The sequence below is a fragment of the Pseudomonas sp. DF11 genome (assembly GCF_058148565.1).
In genome coordinates this window covers 952,231-970,062 of the sequence record NZ_JBYVYN010000001.1, presented here as the reverse complement: position 1 = coordinate 970,062, position 17,832 = coordinate 952,231, and the positions used below count along the sequence as shown (strand labels likewise).

Genomic DNA, 17,832 nt, shown 5'->3' with positions numbered 1-17,832 from the left:
TCCCACATTGGATTAGGGGAGGCCGCGCGGTTACTTCCCGGCGTTGATGGTCACAGTCTTGATCGCACCCAGTTCCAAGTCCCACTTCTTCAGGATCGCCTGGTAGCTGCCGTCATCGATCATGCTCTGCAGCGCGACCTTCACCGCGTCACTGAGCTCAGGTTTTTTCTTGCTCACGCCCAACCCGGTGTACTGCTCGGAGATCGGCAGGCCCACGGTCTTGTACATGTCCTTTTCCTGGGTCTTGAGGTAGGGCAGGGTTTCGCTGCCCTGCATGGCCGCATCGATGCGGCTCTGACGCAGTTGCGCACGGGCATCGGCCGAGCCTTCGGTGCCGATCACATTGATCGCAGGCTTGCCGGCGGCTTCACAGTTGGCCTTGCTCCACTCGGCGATTTCCGTCGGGAAATTGGTGCGGCGGCTGGTGCCGACCTTTTTGCCGCACAGGTCGACGATCTCGTTGGTGTCCTTGTTTTTCTGCAGGGTGTAGAACTGCGGACCGCTGGTGAAGTAGTCGATGAAGGTCACGCTGGCCTGACGTTCGACGGTGTCGGTCATGCCCGACAGCACCATGTCCACGCGGTCGGTGGTCAGGGCGTTGATCATTTGTTCGAAGCCGGTTTCCTGCCATTTGATCTTCACCCCCAGGCGTTCGGCCAGGGCATTGCCCAGGTCATAGTCCAGGCCGGTGAGGGTGTTGGTGGCCGGGTCCTTGAAATCCATCGGCGGGTAGTTCGGCATGATCGCTACGACGATTTCGCCCTTGGCCTTGATGCTGGCCGGAAGTTCGGCAGCGAAGGTGAAGCCGGATGCCATAACGCCTGCGAGTACTGCTGGAATAACGAAGTTCTTCATGGTCGTTCTCTTATGAGTGTTGTGAGCGCCAACGGGCGCCTAGGTTCGAACGGCAGAAATGAAGCTTTGGGTGCGAGGGTTTTGCGGACTTATTAGTATTTCTTCGGGGCTTCCAGCCTCCATGATCTGCCCGTCGTCCATGAACACCATGCGGTTGGAAACCTCGCGAGCGAAGCCCAGTTCATGGGTGACGACGATCATGGTCATGCCGGTCTGCGCAAGGTCGCGCATCACCGACAGCACCTCACCGACCAGTTCCGGGTCGAGTGCCGAAGTGGGTTCATCGAACAGCATCAGCTTGGGGCGCATGGCCAATGCCCGTGCAATGGCGACGCGTTGCTGCTGGCCACCCGAAAGCTCGATCGGATAGCTGTTGCGCTTGTCGGCCAGGCCGACGCGGGCGAGCAATTCCAGGGCTTCTTCGTTCGCCTCTTTGGGTGAACGCTTGAGCACCTGGCACGGCCCTTCGATGATGTTCTGCAGCACGGTCATGTGCGGGAACAGGTTGAAACGCTGGAACACCATGCCGGTGGACAGGCGCTGGCGGGCGATCTGCGTTTCGTTGAGTTCGTGCAGTTTGTTGCCGACGATCCGGTAACCCACCAGTTCGCCGTCGACCCACAACCCGCCCTTATCGATTTTTTCCAGCTGGTTGACGCAGCGCAGCAAGGTGCTCTTGCCCGAGCCGGACGGACCGATGATGCACAGCACTTCGCCTTGCTCGACTTCGATGTTGATGTCCTTGAGCGCGTGGTATTGGTCGTAGTACTTGTTCAGGCTCACGGCCTTGACGATGCTTCTCATGGGGGGCTCCTCAAGAACGCTTGCCGGCGCCGCGGGCGAAACGACGCTCCAGGCGACTTTGCCCAAAGGACAGGACGGTGACGGTGGCCAGGTACCAGATGCCGGCGACGATCAGCAGCTCCATCACGCGGGCGTTGGCGTAGTAAATGTTCTGCGCGTTATAGAGCAGTTCCGAGTACTGGATGACGCTCGCCAGCGAGGTCATTTTCACCATGCCGATGAACTCGTTGCCCACCGGTGGAATGATGATGCGCATCGCCTGGGGCAGGATGATTCGCCGCAGCGCTTGCAGGCGCGGCATGCCGATCGACTTGGCGGCTTCATACTGCCCGGTGTCCACCGAGAGCAGGCCGGCACGTACCACTTCGGCGGTGTAGGCGCCCTGGTTGATGCTCAAGCCAAGCAGGGCCGCCGCGAATGGGGTCATTAGGCTCACGGTGTCCAGTTCGAACAGGCCGGGAATGCCGATGGTGGGGAAGATCAGCGCCAGGTTGAACCACAACAGCAGTTGCAGAATCAGCGGCGTGCCGCGAAACAGCCAGGTGTAGGTCAGCGCCACGTAGCGCAGGATCGGGTTGGCCGACATGCGCATGATCGCGGTGATCACGCCGAAGACGATGCCCAACGCCATCGCCAGTACCGCCATGACGATGGTATTGAGCAAGCCCCACATGATCGCCTGGGAAGTCAGGAACTGGCCGATGTACGACCATTCGATCTTGCCTTCGGCGAAGGCGCGCACCAGGCCGATGATTGCGATGACGATCACCGTGGCGAAGAAGATCCGCCCGTAGTACCGCCGGGGCACATGATCGTACTGGGTGATGTCGAACTGGTTTTCCGCCAGCTTGCGCTCCGCCTGGAGTCGTTCTGCCTGTGTCTGGCTCATGGTGGTTCTCCGTACTCGGTTTCGGCGCTATCGCTGTGGGAGCGAGCGTGCTCGCGATAGCGGTGGGTCAGTCCACGTTGATGTTGAAGGTGAAACCGTAATCGCGAGCAAGCTCGCTCCCACAGGTTTGATGTGCTGCGTCAGAGGCGGAAGCCCTGATAGTCCTCGGTCCATTGCTGCTGGGCGGCGAGGGCGGTTTTCAGGCGGCCGATCTGTTCGCGCACCTGTTGTGGCGCGGTTCCGCCCCAGCCGCTGCGGGCCGCGATGGCGGCTTCGAGGGTCAGGCTTTCGCGTACTTGCGGTGTGAGGCGCGGGTCGATTTCCGCCAGCAGTGCGGGCGAGGCTTCCCACAATTCGATGTCGTGTTTCTCGCAAGCCTGGACCAATGCACCGGTGATCTCGTGAGCTTCCTTGAACGGCACGCCGCGCACCGCCAGCCAGTCGGCGACTTCAGTGGCGAGGGTGAAGCCCAGCGGTGCCTGGCGACGCAGTTCTTCGACGTTGACCGTCATGGTCGCAACCATTCCGGCCATGGCCGGCAGCACCAGCAACAGGGTATCGACGCTGTCGAGCACGCCGTTCTTGTCTTCGCTCAAGTCGCGGTTGTAGGACAGTGGCAAGGATTTGAGGGTGGCCAGCAGGCCGGTCAGGTTGCCGATCAGGCGTCCCGCCTTGCCCCGTGCCAGTTCGGCGATGTCCGGATTCTTTTTCTGCGGCATGATCGAACTGCCGGTGGCGTAGGCATCATCCAGCGCGACCCAGCGGAACTGCCGCGACGACCACAGGCAAAACTCTTCGGCCAGGCGCGAGATGTTGATGCCGAGCATGCTGGCAATGAACAGGAATTCGGCGACGTGATCGCGGCTGGCCACGGCGTCGATGGAGTTTTCGCAAACACCGCTGTAGCCCATTTCTTTTGCCGAATGCTGGGGCAGGCGAGCGATCGCCGAGCCAGCCATGGCCGCGGCACCGAGTGGCGACAGCGACGTACGCGCGTCCCAGTCCACCAGGCGCTGCACGTCGCGCAGCATTGACTGGGCGTGGGCCAGCAGGTGATGAGCAAACACGATCGGTTGGGCCTGCTGCAGGTGGGTAAAGCCGGGGCAGATGCTCTCGATGTGTTGCTCGGCCTGCGCCACCAGCGCCTGCTGCAAGCCCAGCACTTCAACGGCCAGGGTGCGGACATGGTCACGCAGGAACAGCCGCAGGTCGTTGGCGGTCTGGTCGTTGCGCGAACGACCGGCGCGCAGCTTGCCGCCCAGGGCACCGAGACGTTCGGTCAACAGGCGCTCGATGAAGGTATGGACGTCTTCGTCATCCAGGGTCGGGGCGATGCTGCCAGTGCGGTAGTCCACGCCGATGCGCTCCAGGGCGTCGAGCATGGTCAGGGTTTCCTGTTCGTTCAGCAGTCCGGCGCGCTGCAACTCCCGGGCATGGGCCTTGGAGCCGGCGAGGTCGTACGGGGTGAGCCGGAAGTAGCGCTCAGGGCAACGGGACAGGGCCGCCAAGGCTTCGGATGGGCCGCTGGTGAAGCGAGCACCCCAGAGACGGTCGGTGGTTTGGGACATTGTTGTTTTCCTCGTCGGTAACGCGAACTGAAATAGGGATTGCGGGCCGCAACGTCGCTGGAAAATAAGCGAGCGAAATCAGGCCAGGGCAGTTTTCAAGAGGGCAGTTGCAACGGAGCGAGAGCTGATCGAAGTGCCAGCTTTTAATGTTTCGAGATCAGTGGTTTGGCACTGATGTTCGGGATTTATTGGCGGTTGCCAAGGCTGGTTTTCTGTGTTCATTATTATTAGGCCAGCTGTATTTTTGTTGTTGGGCACAGATTGTTGAATAGGGCGCCAGAGGTAAATAAGCATTATGGAAACCCCACTTTCCAATTCCGGAAACCCGCCGCCGAAACCGCCGCAACGGGCACCGTTAGCCCTCAGTGGTCTGGACTTCAAACTGCTCAAGGTGTTCAAGGCCGTGGTCGAGGCAGGAGGTTTCAGTGCCGCGCAAAATGAGCTGAATGTGGGGTTGGCAGCCATCAGCAAACAGATTTCCGACCTGGAAATCCGTATCGGCATGCGCCTTTGCACACGCGGGCGAGAGGGTTTTCACCTGACGGAAGAGGGGCGTCTGGTGTATCAGGCGTCAATAGACTTATTTGCCTCGGTCGACAACTTTCGCGATCGTCTTAGTTCCGCGCAGAATGAACTTGTTGGTGATCTCGGGGTGGGGGTTATTGATAATACGATCTCCGATTCTAATTCACCCTTAGTTGCCGCACTTAAGCGTATAAACGAACAATCTCCGAAGGTCAGGTTTCAACTTAAGGCTACGCAACTCGATGAGGTTGAAAGAGGTGTCGTCGAGGGCCGATTGGTGGCGGGAATCGTGCCGATTTATCAGAAACGCGAAGAGTTCGATTACTACGCGCTATACGAAGAGCGCTCGGAGGTTTATTGCGCGCTCGGCCATCCGCTGTTCTCCATGGCGGACGCGGACATGGGGGAAAATGTGCTCAAGGATTACGAGTGCATCAACCATCGCTACGCGATTCATCGCGACAAACTGAAATTTGCCCACTACGACAGCTTTTCCGCCTCGGCAACCCAGGTGGAGGCCGTTGCACTGCTGATCAAGACGGGGCGTTTTCTGGGGTTCCTGCCCCAGCACTATGCCGCGCCGATGGTGGCGCGGGGAGAGTTTCGCGCGGTGCGCCCAGACCTGTTCTACATCGTCACGCCGTTCAGTTTGATACTGCGCCATAACATAGTACGCAGCCCCTTGGTCAAGGCATTTGCCCAGGCATTGGGCGTGGACTTGAAAGCCCCGGTTTGATTGTTTGCGGCGATAAGCACCAATGGTCCCCTGGCGGCGAATGAGGACAATTTGACCATGCTAAAAAGCCCGGCATTTACAACAATGCGCACGCCTTGCTAGTCGGCCTGTTGGTTGCGTCGATTGATTGAGTTCACAGCCGAATGCTGCCAGTCAAAGCGTGGTGAAGCCGGTTGCATCGGATTGATGAACCGGGTCATGGATGGTCTATGTGCTGGCAGTCACGAAAGCCTGAAAAAGAAATCTTCGAGCACTTAAATTAAGTGGTCGGCGAACAGCTTCATCTTGCGAAACCAGGTCGGGTAGTGATTGGTCTGGGCACTGCCCGGCCAGGGAAGAGGTCAGTAAGCGGTTTTCTTGAAGGGACGCGCGGATACACCTCGATAAAACGACAGAATGGCCAGCACCTGCACCACGACCGCGCCTGTCACGACGGCGCCGATGGCGTGATTCGAATCGGTGAAGGCGGAGCGCAGCAGGCCGAAAAACGCCGGGGCGAAGGCGTAGGTGGCCTGGCTGATCGCGACCATCAGGGCGATCACCCTGGCGGTTTGTTCACGGCTGAACTCGGCCTGGGCAATCAGTGGCGGCAAGGATGTGGCATTGCCGATGCCCGAACCGATCAGCACCACGGCTATCCAGGCCACTGTCGGGTGAAGGTCCAGGCCGAGAAGCATCAGCGTGCCCAGCACCTGGATGGCATAACCGAGGCAGGCCAGTTGTCGGCGGTTCATGCCTTGGATCATCAGGCGCGCGGCGACGTATCGCCCGCCCATCGCACTGGCAGTGGCCAGGCCCAGGGCGAATGAGGCGTCATGGGCTCCCATGCGTCCGACCAGGATCGAGTACAGGTGCGCAATCAAGCCGATCTGGGCGAACAGCCCCAGGGACATGCCGGCTGCCAGGGTGCGGAAACGTGCCGACCTGAGCGTTTGCATGGTGCTCCACGGCGTGGCGCTGGCGTTGATCGGCAGGGGTTCGGGCTGGTCTGCATTATCGGGATGTTGTCCCAGGCTTTGTGGGCTTTTATTGAAGACCAGGAAGGCGAAGGCACCGATGAGCAGCACGGCGACAACGCTGACCGCCAACGCCGCCATGGCGAAGCCGAAACGCTCGATCAGCAACACCCACAGCGGCGAAAAGATCACGCCACCCAGGCTGGCGCCGTTGTAGGCCTTGCCCAGGGCCTTGGGTCTGTCCTTGACGTACCACGCAGCGATCAGGGTGTTAACGGCGGCGGCACCCAATGTCACCCAGCCGATACCCGAACAGACGGCGCCGGCATACAGCACCCATAGCCGGTCGGCTTGAGCCCAGATGTTCACACCGATGCCCAGGACAATGCAGCCCAGCAGGGTGATGACGGGTATCCCGAAGCGTGCGTAAAGTCGTGGCAGGTTGGCGATGACAATCGTGCCGCTGAGAAAGTGCAAGGTCACGGCAGTCGAGACCTGGGCGATCGGCCAACCCGTGCGCTCCATGACCGTTTGCATATAGATCGGCGGCCCATAGAAGCCGATCCCCCAACCGATCATCGCCAGGATGAACGTGCAGGCCAGTACGGTTTTTCCAAAAAAACGGGTGTGTGTCATCGCCAGCTCCTCCAAGTTGGCTCATAGCCTATGGGCTCGACAGGTTCCTCACTTCGAGGCGCGTCGAACAATGGATGTCGAGTGAGTGATCGTCAGTCCTGCAATCTGGCTCGGAGTCTGTCGAAAAAATATTCGCATCGGATTGTCGATTTCGGCCTACGCCATTCGATTAGTCCATAGAGCCGCCAAAAGGACGGCTTGATCCATCCACTCTCAGGAGATACGAGCATGCGATTTATGGTGATCGTCAAAGCCAGTCCGGAATCGGAAGCCGGACAGATGCCCAGCGAAGAACTGTTGGCCGCCATGGGCGCCTACAATGAAGAATTGGTCAAGGCCGGAGTGATGCTCGCCGGTGAAGGCCTGCATCCCAGTGCCGAGGGCGTGCGTGTGCAGTTTTCCGGCAAGGACCGAACGGTGGTCGATGGGCCCTTCGCTCAAACCAGGGAGCTGATCGCCGGTTTCTGGATCTTCAAGGTCCAGTCATTGCAGGAGGCCATCGATTGGGTCAAGCGCTGCCCGAACCCGATGGTCAGCGACAGTGAAATCGAGATCCGCCAGATCTTCGAGCTCGAGGAGTTCGGCGAGTCCTTTACCCCGCAATTGCGCGAGCAGGAAGAACGCTTGCGGGCACAGATGTGCGCTCAATCATGAAACTGGAGACAGGAGATCCCACCATGAGAATCATCCCCTACCTGACCTTCGACGGCCGCTGCAAGGAAGCCTTTGCGTTGTACAAGCAGGTGCTGGGTGGCGAGCTGTTTTCCATGTCCTTTGCCGAGGCGCCCGAGGAAACCGGCATGCCCAAGGATCCCGACCTGATCCTGCACACTTGCCTGACCGTCGGTGCTTTCAGCCTGATGGCCTCTGACTGCCCGCCAGGCCAGCCGTACAGCAAACCGCAAGGCGTGTCGGTTTCCCTCAACGTCGACAGCGTGGAGGAGGCCGAGCGGCTGTTCAAAGGCTTGAGCGCCGGTGGCAGCGTGCACATGCCTTTGGCGAAGACCTTCTGGGCGGAACGCTTTGCCATGTTCGAAGACCGTTTCGGGATTGCCTGGATGGTCAATTGCGAGGGCAGGCAATAAGTCGAGCGCTGTCTGGGGCGCGATGCGTCGCGGCGCTCGCGACATTCCTTACCTCATGCCCATCAATTGAGGATCCTGGCGAGCACGTTCGCCAGGGTTTCCCTTCGCCATGTGAACCTTGCGCCAATACTGCGTTCACTTATTAAGTTGCCGCTTTATGTGACCCACAGGGGACCTGTCTGCCTCTGGCGGCTGCTTCCCAGTGCCGATAAGGACTTCGCATGCACCCAACCTCGTCCACATTGCCCTTGAACGCCCCTGTCGAACGCGAACTCAGCCTGCGCGCGGTCAGTACGGGAATTGTCCTGGGTATTCTGCTGACGCCGTCCAATGTCTATGCCGGATTGAAGATCGGTTGGTCGTTCAATATGTCGATCATTGCCTTGCTGGTCGGTTATGGCATCTGGCAAGGCTTGGCGAGTCGATCGGCGGGGCGGCTGCCTTGGACGCTGCACGAAAGCAACATCAACCAGACCGTGGCCTCTGCCGCTGCGTCGATCATTTCCGGTGGGTTGGTCGCGCCAATCCCGGCCTATACCTTGCTGACCGGCCAGCAGCTGGACGCCATTCCCATGGTGGCCTGGGTCTTTTCCGTGAGTTTCCTGGGGATCTGGATTGCCTGGTATCTGCGACCGTCACTGCTCAATGACAAGGCGCTGAAATTTCCCGAGGGTATGGCAACCCTGGAAACCTTGCTGCACATCTACAACCACGGCCACGAAGCCGCGACGCGTTTGAAGGTGCTGCTCAGCGCCGCGCTACTGTCCGGGGTGGCCAAGGGGGTCGACACCTTCATGTGGGCCATCCCGCGCTGGTCTCCAACTGCCCAACTGGAGCGCCTGACCTTTACCGCTGACCCTTCGCTGCTATTGGTCGGTTTCGGCGCGATCATCGGCATTCGCGTGGGCCTGACCCTGCTGCTCGGCGCCGTGCTGGCGTGGGGCGGGTTGGCGCCGTGGCTGCTGGCCCAAGGCCTGGTGCAGTTGCCGCAGGGCAGTAGCGGCCCGCAGTTCGCTGCGCTGGTGGAGTGGTTGCTCTGGCCGGGGGTGAGCCTGATGGTCTGTTCGACCCTGGCCTCATTGGCAATTCGCTTGTGGGCATTGCACAGGTCCACCAAGGCTGGCGGCGGGGCGATCTGGACGATACCCAAGGCCGGGCCTGCCACAGGTTTCGGACTGGCGATTGTCCTGGTGGTGAGCCTGCAAGTGCTGTTGTTCGGCATCAACCCGTGGATGGCCTTGTTGACCATTCCCTTGGCGATCTGCCTGGCGGCGGTGGCCGCCCGGGTGGTCGGTGCCACGGGCATCCCGCCGATCGGAGCCATCGGACAACTGTCCCAGTTGAGCTTCGGCATCGTCGCGCCGGGGCAGGTGCCGATCAACTTGATGAGTGCCAACACCGCCGGCGGTTCGGCCGGGCAATGCACCGACTTGATGAACGATTTCAAGGTAGGCCGGGCGATTGGCGCCACGCCGCGCAAACAACTGATCGCCCAGACCTTGGGGATTCTTGTCGGTAGCATCGTCGGGGTGTTGGCGTACCTGGCCCTGATCCCGGACCCGCAAGCCATGCTCCTCTCCGAAGAGTGGCCGGCCCCGGCGGTCGCGACCTGGAAGGCCGTGGCGCAAACCCTGACCCTGGGCCTGGATTCATTGTCCGCGAGCATTCGCTGGGCGATTTTCATCGGCGGTCTGGTCGGCTTGTGGTTGGGCGTGCTCGACAGCGTGCTGCCGGCGAACCGGGCCCGGTACCTGCCGAGCACGGCGGCCCTGGGCCTGGCCTTCGTCTTGCCGGCCTCGGTGTCGCTGATGATGGCCCTTGGTGCGGTGCTGACCTGGCTGGTGAGCTGTCGCTGGCCGACCCTCACAGAACGCTTCGCCATCACCGCGGCGGCGGGGTTGATTGCCGGGGAGAGCATTACCGGGGTCGGGGCGTCGCTGTGGCAGATGCTTGGCAACTGATCGTAGGCGCGATTTGCCCACGTCGGTGGCTAAGGCTGACCTGCGGTCTTGGTCGAGACAATCTTGCTGTAACCTTCTACCGGAGGCGTCTCATCGACCACCCACAAACGCTCGCTACGACACTTGAACTTCACGCCTTTGCGCGGTGCCATGCCTCTGGCCGTCTCCATGCATATTGCCTTGGAAGCAAAGGTTGGCCCTTGTTTGCGTTCCTCGACACAGCCTTCGATGCCACTGCAAATCGTCATGACAACAAAATATACAGTCATCATCTCGGTGTTGCTCCATTGAGCGATGCGATTGATACATCCTGTCGTTCAGGTCGGCGGCCTGAACGTTTTATGGGGGGGTTGCCAGCGGATGATGAGCCTCGACTTGAACCCCCAGCAATGGCGCATGGCTACCGTGTGTCGGGAAACCGTCGCTGTATTAATTTATTTTTATCTCGGTGATTTTTGTGCCAATAAGTTGGCGTCACCCGGGCTGAAGTAAACGCTTTCTGGGGGTAGGCGAAGCGAAATCTGTGGGAGCACCCTTTTACCCACAAAGGACCTGATGGCAGCAGAACCGACTATCCTTTGGGAACACTGCATTCTCGGCAAAAAGGGACGTCATGCCAGACTATGATCGCGTCACCGGCCCCAGAGCCGGCACCACATGCGGTGACCCAACCTGTTTGATCAGGCCCAGATTACTGAGTCCCTGGCTACTGGGGATGGCTTGCGTAACGGTAGCCTGTCTTTTCACGGCAACTTCCGGATACGGCCAGGACCTGCCAAGCGCAGCGGATGCCGAGAACGACAAGATCACGGTGACGCAAGCGCGAGAAGTCGTTTCCAGGGCCTCCCTCGGCGCCGTTCGTTGGAGCGGCCCAGCGTCCGGCCCGCAAGCCCAGCGGGGCAAGAGCATCGCGCTCGTCGCAGAAGATTTGCGTAATGGCGGCATTGTCGGTGTCGCGCAGGGCGCTCGGGAGGCTGCCAACGCGTTGGGCTGGACGCTGAAGATATTCGATGGCGCCGGATCATCGGCTGGGCGCGCGAAGGCCTTTTCCGATGCCCTGGCCGCCAAGCCCGACGGCCTCATTCTGTGCGGCTCCGATGCCCTTGAGAACAACTCCGCGCTGCTCCTTTTCGCCAATCGGGAGGTGCCGGTGGTCGGTTGGCACGCCGGGGTACGCCCTGGGCCGATCGACGGCACGCCAGTGGCCATGAATGTCACCACCGACCCGCTTGAAGTGGCTCGCCTCACGGCCATGGCGGCAGTGGCACAATCAAACGGACGCGCCGGCGTGGTCATCCTGACCGATTCCAAGTACAGCATTGCCGTGGCGAAAACCAAGGCCATGGAGGACGTCATCCGGGCTTGTCGAAAATGTACGCTGTTGGAGGTGCGCGATGTCGCGATCTCCGAAAGTGGCGAGAAGATGCCGGCGGTCACCAAGGAATTGCTTGGGCGCTATGGCAAGCGCTGGACCCACACGCTGGCCATCAACGACATCTATTTCGACTACTCGATTGCCTCGTTGACCAATGCGGCCATACCCAGTGACGGTCTCAGTCTGTTGTCTGCCGGTGACGGCAGCGCTTCGGCTTTCTTGCGCATACAGGCAAAAACCTACCAGACCGTTACCGTGGCTGAGCCGCTCAACCTGCATGGCTGGCAAGTGATGGATGAATTGAACCGCTTGTTCGCAGGCCAGCCGGTGAGCGGCTTCGTAGCGCCGGTGCACTTGGTCAATGCCGACAACATGGCCTTCGATGGCGGGAAAAAATTTCACTACGATCCTGACAATGGCTATCGAGACATCTATCGCCACCAATGGAATCCTTGACGTTGGACATGAATTTCCGACTTGGACGCCCGCTATTGCCGCAATCGCTGCGGGCACAGTTCACGCTGGCGTTCCTGACGCTGGCGCTGCTGATCCTGGCAGGGGGCGCCACAGCGGTCTATGCGTTGCGTACCTCGAACAGCGCCACTCGCCAGTTGACCGATGAACGACTGGTCCGCATGCAAGATGGGCAAGACATGGCGCAGCACACTTTGCTGATCGAACGCCAGACCGACCAGCTTCTGACAACCCGTTCCCCCGACATCCTGCGTTCAAGCTATGCGGCGACCGTCGAACAGCTTGAAGCCCTCGATCACCTGGTGCAGCAACTGACTGCCGCCAACAGTGGCGTGGCGATACTCGACATGCACCAGTCGAGTCAGATGTTCCGCAATACCGCCAACATCGTTGCGCAACTGCGAGAAAGCCAGCTGCAAACCGAGGTCACCTTCGAGCAGGCCCTCAAGGATCAAACCGCCCGGCTTACCGCGACCCAGGCCCGGGCCAACCTGGAACTGGCGATGTTGCTTTTCGAGCTGCCGCAAGCGGCTGACAGCGAGGCTGTGCAACGACTGCGGATCCAATATGAGGGACTGTCACGCACCGCAGGCAAGTTGCCTGACGCTGATGGGGCGATGCCCGATCTCTTCGCCCTGCGCCAGACACTCATCAATCAGAATAACGTCATGCAGCGCTTCAATGAGCAACTCAAGAGCGAAGCCGAGGGCCTGGTCGCGGTGGCCCGAGCGCAATCGAGCGCCTACACCGAAGACTATCGCCAGGCCGTGCAGCGCCTGGTCGAAGCCTCGAACCGCAGCCAGCGATGGGTGCTGATCATGTTGGGGGCCAGCCTGGTATTCGCCTGGTTCGTGACCCGGGTCTTCATGGGCCGCCATGTGCTCGTGCGCCTGAATGAAATAAGCCGGCAATTGCGCCAGGAACATGCTGACAAAACTCATCTGATGATGGCGGACCATGGCGGGGACGAGATCGGCGACATGGCGCGCGCGGTGAATCAATTCCTCGAAGATCGATTTCAATTGGAAAAAAGAACGGCGCAATTGAGTATCGCCACAGAACGGCTCGCCGTGCAAAACGACCGCTTGGAGCAAGAAGCCATTGTCCGTGCCGGACAAGGTCATGTCCTGGAAATGATCGCCAGGAGCACCGAGCTTGCAGAAGTGCTCGACAGCCTGGCTCACCTGGTCGAGTCCCAGTTGGAGGGCATGAAGGTGTCCATCCTGGTGCTGGATGAGGAGGGCAAGCACCTGCTGCACGGGGCGGCGCCCAGTTTGCCGAAATCCTATAGCCAGCTCATCGACGGGGTGGAGATCGGTCCGAACGTCGGTTCATGCGGCACCTCGGCCTATCGACGAGAACCGGTCATCGTCACGGACATCCAGCAGGATCCATTGTGGGAAGCGTACCGTTCACTCGCTGAACCCTATGGTTTTCGCGCCTGCTGGTCGACGCCGATCCTGTCCCATGAGCGAAAGGTCCTGGGTACGTTTGCCTTGTACGCCAACACCGTACGCAGCCCCAGCCCGGCCGAGACACAATTGATCGACATGGCGACACCGCTTGCCGGCATTGCGATAGAACGCCAACTGACCGAAAAGCGCATTCGCTATATGGGCGACCATGACGCACTGACCGGGCTGCCGAATCGCACCCTGCTCGAAGACCGTCTCAAGCAGGCGATGCTTTATGCCCAGCGCTACAACCGGCTGGTGACGGTGGTATTTCTCGACCTGGATAAGTTCAAACTGGTGAATGACAGCCTTGGGCACAGTGCCGGGGACGAACTGTTGAAAACCGTCGCCCAGCGCATGCTGGAATGTGTACGTCGTACCGATACCGTCGTGCGACTGGGAGGCGACGAGTTTGTGATCATCCTGTTCGACCAGCCCTCGGATCTCGACGGTGTGACGCCAGTCCTGCATAAAATCCAGGAAGCCATCCTGCGGCCGATTCAGCTCGCCGGCCATACACTCCACGTCACCTGCAGCATGGGGCTGGCCACTTACCCGGCCGACGGCAACGATACCGACACGTTGCTCAGCAATGCGGACGCCGCCATGTACCGGGCCAAGGAACTGGGGCGCAACAGTTTTCAGTTCTATACGAGCGAGATGAATAACAAGGTCCAGGGCAAGCTCGCCATGCAAGACGGGCTTCGAAGCGCACTCAACAATGATGAATTCCTGCTGTTGTACCAGCCCCAGGTGGATTTGCAGTCAGGCCGGATCATCGGCGTAGAGGCGTTGATCCGTTGGCAACACCCCGATCTGGGCATGGTGTCTCCGATCAAATTCATTCCCCAGGCCGAAGATACCGGGTTGATCGTGCCCATCGGCGACTGGGTGATTCGTACCGCTTGCAGACAGAACAAGGCGTGGCAGGACGCCGGCTGGCCGCCGATCACCGTGTCGGTGAACATCTCCGCCCGCCAGTTCATCGAAAGGGACCTGATCGACCGGGTGAAGCATGCCTTGCAAGAAAGTGGACTGGACCCGATGTACCTTGAGCTGGAATTGACCGAAAGCCTGATCATGCAGGACCTTCAGCAAGCCATCAGCAAGATGAAGGCACTGCAAGCCATGGGGATCAGTCTCTCGATCGACGACTTCGGCACCGGTTACTCCAGTCTCGCCGCATTGAAAAGCTTCCCGATCGCCAGACTCAAGATCGACCAGTCTTTCGTGCGCGATCTGCCCGACAACGAGAACGACAAGGCCATTGCCACCGCGGTGATTTCGTTGGGGCACAAACTGAACCTCAAGGTCATTGCCGAAGGTGTCGAAACCCGAGAGCAGCAAGACTTCCTGCGCGAGAATGGCTGCGATGAAATCCAGGGGTACTTTTTCAGCAAGGCGGTCAGCGCGCAGGAAATCGCTCTGTTATTGCGTGCGTCTCGCGGGCCTCAATCGAACCGCATTGCCAACCCTGACTCGGTAAGGCAACAACGCGATGTAAAACACCCAGACAGTCCGATGTCCGGGCATTAACGACTCGGTCCTTCGGTATTCTCGGGGGAGGGTATCGCCAGGCCTCAGGAAGCATCCTGCTCATAGCTGCAACCCACGTAGAGGTCGCTGTCCTTGTTTTCCGTGGAGACCACGCGCATGGTCGCGCCGTTGCCGAGGTCGCGCTGGTAGTCAACGTAGCCGTCGGTATCCAAGGTCTTTTCCAATTTCAGGGTGCTGGCGAGCTTCTGTGCATCGGCCTTCGGGTTGCTGCTTTTGGCCTGGAGAAAGAAACTGAAGCGGTCGGTCATCACCAAGGTGGTCGACGACACGCCGTGCACCGTCAGCGCCGGGGTGGCTTGCCAGGCGCCACCGCCCCACGGGCTGTGGGCTTCATCCTTGGGGAGCGTCAGTTGCTCAGTGTCAACCAGGCCATTGAACTCGCTCACTTGCTGCGCACTGGCCTGGCACTGGGCCAGGGCCTTGAACAGATCGCTGTGGCTCGGACCTGCGGCCGAGACAGAAAAGGTGGACAGGCACCCGGCCAGGGTGACGATACCAAGGGAGATTTTCATGCCGACATCCTTGTTCAGTTGAGTGACAGGTGATGGGTACCCGAGGTGAATGGCAGCCAGCATGAACGTGCTGTCCAGCTGCACACGGGCCTGTGTTGCCGGTCGCAAGCTTGCCATCGCTGAGTTGAATATGCCATCAGGATATTCCTGAGGATGGAGCGTCGAAGCAACCCATCGTGCTCATTCCTGGCTCCCGTCAGCCGGCGAGTCAATGGTTGGAGAAGGGGCGCATGCCCCTTCCTGGTGGGGTCACTTGTGCACGTAACAGCGGATGAAACTGCGGAACAGGTCCAGGCCGTTTTCAGTCAGGATGCTTTCAGGGTGGAACTGCATTCCCTCCACCGGCAGGTGACGATGGCGTACACCCATCACATAGCCGTCGTCCGTGGATCTCGAGGTGATCTGCAGGCAGTCGGGTAATGGCTGGTCGCTGATCATCAGCGAGTGATAACGGGTGGCCTGTATTGGCCGTGCCTGGGTGTGGGCATAGACGCCCTTGCCGTCGTTCTCGATCGTACTCACCTTGCCGTGCATCACGTGCGGGGCCCGGCAAACCTGGGCGCCGAAGGCCAGGCCGATGGCCTGGTGACCCAGGCACACACCCAGCAGCGGCAGGCGCCCTTGAAAGTGCTGGATCACTTGGATGTAGCCCACGTCGGCCGGATGCCCAGGCCCGGGGCCCAATACGCAGAAGTCCGGCGAGAACGCTTCGATGCGCTGGATGAGATCCGGCACGTCGTGGCGCTCGACGCGGGTTTCCAGCCCCAGTTGTTCCAGGTACTGGCTGATGATAAAGACGAAGCTGTCGTAGGCATCGATCAGGAATACTTTCACAGTGCGATCTCCTGGCCGGTCACTGCCCGATAGACGGAACCCATCTTGTACAGCGTCTCTTTCCACTCCAACTCAGGCACCGAGTCGGCCACCACCCCGGCGGATGCACGCAAGTGGTATGTGCCCTTGTCGAAGACCGTCGAGCGAATGCACAACGCGGTGTTGACGCTGCCATCGAAACCCACCAGGCCAAGGGCTCCGGCATAGATGCCCCGACGGTTGCTTTCCATCCCCTCGATCAGCTCCATCGCCCTGACCTTGGGCGCGCCGGACATGGTTCCCGCGGGGAACGATGCCTTGATCACGTCGTAGGCATCCAGGCCCGGGCGCAGCCGGCCGCGAACGTTGGACACCATGTGATAGAGGTGCGAGTACTCTTCCACCAGCATGAACTCATCGACCTCCAGCGAGCCGGCCTGGCACACCCGACCAATGTCGTTGCGACACAGATCGATGAGCATCAGGTGCTCGGCACGTTCCTTTTCCGAGTGGGTCAATTCCAGGACCAACTGAGCCGGATCGACACCGGGCTTCTTGCCGACGGTGCCGGCGATCGGGCGCATCTCTATCAAGTCGGCCTTGATCCTGACGAACAGCTCGGGACTGGCACCGATCAGGTCGATGCCGCCTACGTGGGCCAGGTACATGTAGGGGGAGGGGTTACGAAGGCGCAGGTTCTGATACACAGCGAGCGGCGAAACCTGCGAGCGGATACGAACCTCATGGCCGAGCTGGATCTGGTAGACGTCACCGGCGCGGATGTGCTCCATCGCCACTTCGACACGCTCGACGAACTGCTCCGGGGACACCGTGCGTTCTTCCTCGAACGCCTCGGGATACGATGGCGGATCCTGCGCTTCGCATGCTGGGGTTGTGCTCAGGAAGGGATAGTCCTCCAGCGTGCGGGGCGTCCAGAGGTCGTGGTTGTTGATCAGGGTTTCGACAATGCCATTGCTGTGGAAATACACCAGCGTCTGATAGACCGACAGGGCAATGAGCGGGTAGTCGCAGGTCTGTTTGGCCAGGTCGGGAAGCCGCTCGATCAGGCGAACGCAGTCGTAGGAGAAATAGCCGAAGAAGGCCAGGCTGGTGGGGGCGTAGGGCGCCGGCTGGAATGTCGCCTGGATAGCTCGGAGCAGGTTCCATGCCGCCTCACTGTCGGGCAGATGGATCGTGTATGCCGGGTCGACCTGCACGCCCGCTTGCCGCAGGCTGGCGGACAAATGCTCGCACAGGGCGGCGCAGCCTCGCAGTTGTGCCCGGCCCTCGTTGATGCACACTTCGAAAAGCGGCTCGAGCCCGATGATCGTCGCCCGGCGGTCACGGCTTGGGCCGGACAGTGATTCGAGAATGAAAACAGATTCGCGACCTAATTGTTCCAGTGCATTTGCATATATGCCAAGTGCATCCGCAGGCCGAGGTTCCTCGTGATGAAGAACATTCACGGCAATTAAATTTCTATTCATGGTTAATACCATTTTAAAGGTGCAACGATTCAGGCGCTCCATTAAGAGAGCACCACGGGAATATAAAGCGCGCAGGCACTTTAAATACGTGTTGACGGATATTCTGAATATTCGGGACGGACGCTGTTCATGTCGCGCGCATGAC

The 17,832-nt window shown here is 60.0% G+C and carries 15 protein-coding genes; 6 read left to right on the top strand and 9 right to left on the bottom strand.

All coding sequences use genetic code 11. The features are described from left to right. Positions 1-30: 30 nt before the first annotated feature. From AC30D9_RS03980 to argH, 4 genes are all read right to left on the bottom strand, one after another. On the bottom strand, positions 31-855 hold the full coding sequence (locus AC30D9_RS03980; RefSeq protein WP_490143476.1) for an ABC transporter substrate-binding protein: 825 nt from the start codon (positions 853-855) through the stop codon (positions 31-33). A 39-nt stretch (positions 856-894) separates the two neighbouring features. Next, positions 895-1,659: an amino acid ABC transporter ATP-binding protein gene (locus AC30D9_RS03975; protein WP_109753289.1), complete on the bottom strand. Its 765-nt coding sequence runs from the start codon at positions 1,657-1,659 to the stop codon at positions 895-897. A gap of 10 nt (positions 1,660-1,669) precedes the next feature. Then, positions 1,670-2,548, bottom strand: a complete 879-nt coding sequence (locus tag AC30D9_RS03970; protein ID WP_490143475.1) for an amino acid ABC transporter permease — start codon at positions 2,546-2,548, stop codon at positions 1,670-1,672. 140 nt (positions 2,549-2,688) lie between these two features. Then, positions 2,689-4,116 carry an argininosuccinate lyase gene (argH, locus tag AC30D9_RS03965; protein ID WP_490143474.1) on the bottom strand — a complete coding sequence of 476 codons (1,428 nt, stop codon included), beginning with the start codon at positions 4,114-4,116 and terminating at the stop codon, positions 2,689-2,691. 295 nt (positions 4,117-4,411) lie between these two features. Here argH and AC30D9_RS03960 point away from each other — a divergent pair, with 295 nt between their 5' ends. Next, positions 4,412-5,377 carry a LysR family transcriptional regulator gene (locus AC30D9_RS03960; protein ID WP_490143473.1) on the top strand — a complete coding sequence of 322 codons (966 nt, stop codon included), beginning with the start codon at positions 4,412-4,414 and terminating at the stop codon, positions 5,375-5,377. A 341-nt stretch (positions 5,378-5,718) separates the two neighbouring features. Here AC30D9_RS03960 and AC30D9_RS03955 read toward each other — a convergent pair whose 3' ends face one another. Then, positions 5,719-6,969, bottom strand: coding sequence for an MFS transporter (locus tag AC30D9_RS03955; RefSeq protein WP_490143472.1), 1,251 nt, complete (start codon positions 6,967-6,969; stop codon positions 5,719-5,721). A 228-nt stretch (positions 6,970-7,197) separates the two neighbouring features. On the opposite strand from AC30D9_RS03955, the gene AC30D9_RS03950 reads away from it, so the two are divergent. The 3 genes from AC30D9_RS03950 to AC30D9_RS03940 all read left to right on the top strand — a co-directional run bounded on the left by AC30D9_RS03950 (position 7,198) and on the right by AC30D9_RS03940 (position 10,015). Next, the gene (locus tag AC30D9_RS03950) at positions 7,198-7,623 is read left to right on the top strand and encodes a YciI family protein (RefSeq protein ID WP_490143471.1); all 426 of its coding nucleotides are present in this window, start codon (positions 7,198-7,200) and stop codon (positions 7,621-7,623) included. A gap of 23 nt (positions 7,624-7,646) precedes the next feature. Next, on the top strand, positions 7,647-8,054 hold the full coding sequence (locus tag AC30D9_RS03945) for a VOC family protein (protein WP_134924769.1): 408 nt from the start codon (positions 7,647-7,649) through the stop codon (positions 8,052-8,054). A 221-nt stretch (positions 8,055-8,275) separates the two neighbouring features. Then, entirely contained in the window at positions 8,276-10,015 is a 1,740-nt protein-coding gene (locus AC30D9_RS03940; RefSeq protein WP_490143470.1) for an OPT family oligopeptide transporter, read from the top strand. Between the two features lie 29 nt (positions 10,016-10,044). Here AC30D9_RS03940 and AC30D9_RS03935 read toward each other — a convergent pair whose 3' ends face one another. Beyond that, positions 10,045-10,185 carry a hypothetical protein gene (locus tag AC30D9_RS03935; protein ID WP_167659327.1) on the bottom strand — a complete coding sequence of 47 codons (141 nt, stop codon included), beginning with the start codon at positions 10,183-10,185 and terminating at the stop codon, positions 10,045-10,047. A gap of 443 nt (positions 10,186-10,628) precedes the next feature. On the opposite strand from AC30D9_RS03935, the gene AC30D9_RS03930 reads away from it, so the two are divergent. Both AC30D9_RS03930 and AC30D9_RS03925 read left to right on the top strand, forming a co-directional pair. After that, positions 10,629-11,846, top strand: coding sequence for a substrate-binding domain-containing protein (locus AC30D9_RS03930; protein ID WP_490143469.1), 1,218 nt, complete (start codon positions 10,629-10,631; stop codon positions 11,844-11,846). Then, positions 11,834-14,854: an EAL domain-containing protein gene (locus AC30D9_RS03925; RefSeq protein ID WP_490143468.1), complete on the top strand. Its 3,021-nt coding sequence runs from the start codon at positions 11,834-11,836 to the stop codon at positions 14,852-14,854. The genes AC30D9_RS03930 and AC30D9_RS03925 overlap by 13 nt, the downstream gene beginning before the upstream one ends. A gap of 44 nt (positions 14,855-14,898) precedes the next feature. Here the strand turns inward: AC30D9_RS03925 and AC30D9_RS03920 are convergent, their stop codons facing one another. The 3 genes from AC30D9_RS03920 to AC30D9_RS03910 form a co-directional block, all read right to left on the bottom strand. Further along, a complete protein-coding gene (locus AC30D9_RS03920) occupies positions 14,899-15,387 on the bottom strand; it encodes a hypothetical protein (RefSeq protein WP_490143467.1) in 489 nt (162 codons plus the stop codon). 249 nt (positions 15,388-15,636) lie between these two features. Beyond that, on the bottom strand, positions 15,637-16,221 hold the full coding sequence (locus tag AC30D9_RS03915) for an anthranilate synthase component II (protein ID WP_490143466.1): 585 nt from the start codon (positions 16,219-16,221) through the stop codon (positions 15,637-15,639). Beyond that, a complete protein-coding gene (locus tag AC30D9_RS03910; protein WP_490143465.1) occupies positions 16,218-17,687 on the bottom strand; it encodes an anthranilate synthase component I family protein in 1,470 nt (489 codons plus the stop codon). The genes AC30D9_RS03915 and AC30D9_RS03910 overlap by 4 nt, the downstream gene beginning before the upstream one ends. Between the last annotated feature and the right edge of the window lie 145 nt (positions 17,688-17,832).

Bases quoted from the DNA above. Each gene is read 5' to 3' on its own strand.
- AC30D9_RS03945 (WP_134924769.1), top strand. From the start codon at position 7,647: ATGAGAATCATCCCCTACCTGACCTTCGACGGCCGCTGCAAGGAAGCC.
- AC30D9_RS03950 (WP_490143471.1), top strand. From the start codon at position 7,198: ATGCGATTTATGGTGATCGTCAAAGCCAGTCCGGAATCGGAAGCCGGA.
- AC30D9_RS03940 (WP_490143470.1), top strand. From the start codon at position 8,276: ATGCACCCAACCTCGTCCACATTGCCCTTGAACGCCCCTGTCGAACGC.
- AC30D9_RS03975 (WP_109753289.1), bottom strand. From the start codon at position 1,659: ATGAGAAGCATCGTCAAGGCCGTGAGCCTGAACAAGTACTACGACCAA.
- AC30D9_RS03925 (WP_490143468.1), top strand. From the start codon at position 11,834: ATGGAATCCTTGACGTTGGACATGAATTTCCGACTTGGACGCCCGCTA.
- AC30D9_RS03910 (WP_490143465.1), bottom strand. From the start codon at position 17,687: ATGAATAGAAATTTAATTGCCGTGAATGTTCTTCATCACGAGGAACCT.
- AC30D9_RS03980 (WP_490143476.1), bottom strand. From the start codon at position 855: ATGAAGAACTTCGTTATTCCAGCAGTACTCGCAGGCGTTATGGCATCC.
- AC30D9_RS03970 (WP_490143475.1), bottom strand. From the start codon at position 2,548: ATGAGCCAGACACAGGCAGAACGACTCCAGGCGGAGCGCAAGCTGGCG.
- AC30D9_RS03960 (WP_490143473.1), top strand. From the start codon at position 4,412: ATGGAAACCCCACTTTCCAATTCCGGAAACCCGCCGCCGAAACCGCCG.
- AC30D9_RS03930 (WP_490143469.1), top strand. From the start codon at position 10,629: ATGCCAGACTATGATCGCGTCACCGGCCCCAGAGCCGGCACCACATGC.
- AC30D9_RS03920 (WP_490143467.1), bottom strand. From the start codon at position 15,387: ATGAAAATCTCCCTTGGTATCGTCACCCTGGCCGGGTGCCTGTCCACC.
- AC30D9_RS03955 (WP_490143472.1), bottom strand. From the start codon at position 6,969: ATGACACACACCCGTTTTTTTGGAAAAACCGTACTGGCCTGCACGTTC.
- AC30D9_RS03935 (WP_167659327.1), bottom strand. From the start codon at position 10,185: ATGGAGACGGCCAGAGGCATGGCACCGCGCAAAGGCGTGAAGTTCAAG.
- argH (WP_490143474.1), bottom strand. From the start codon at position 4,116: ATGTCCCAAACCACCGACCGTCTCTGGGGTGCTCGCTTCACCAGCGGC.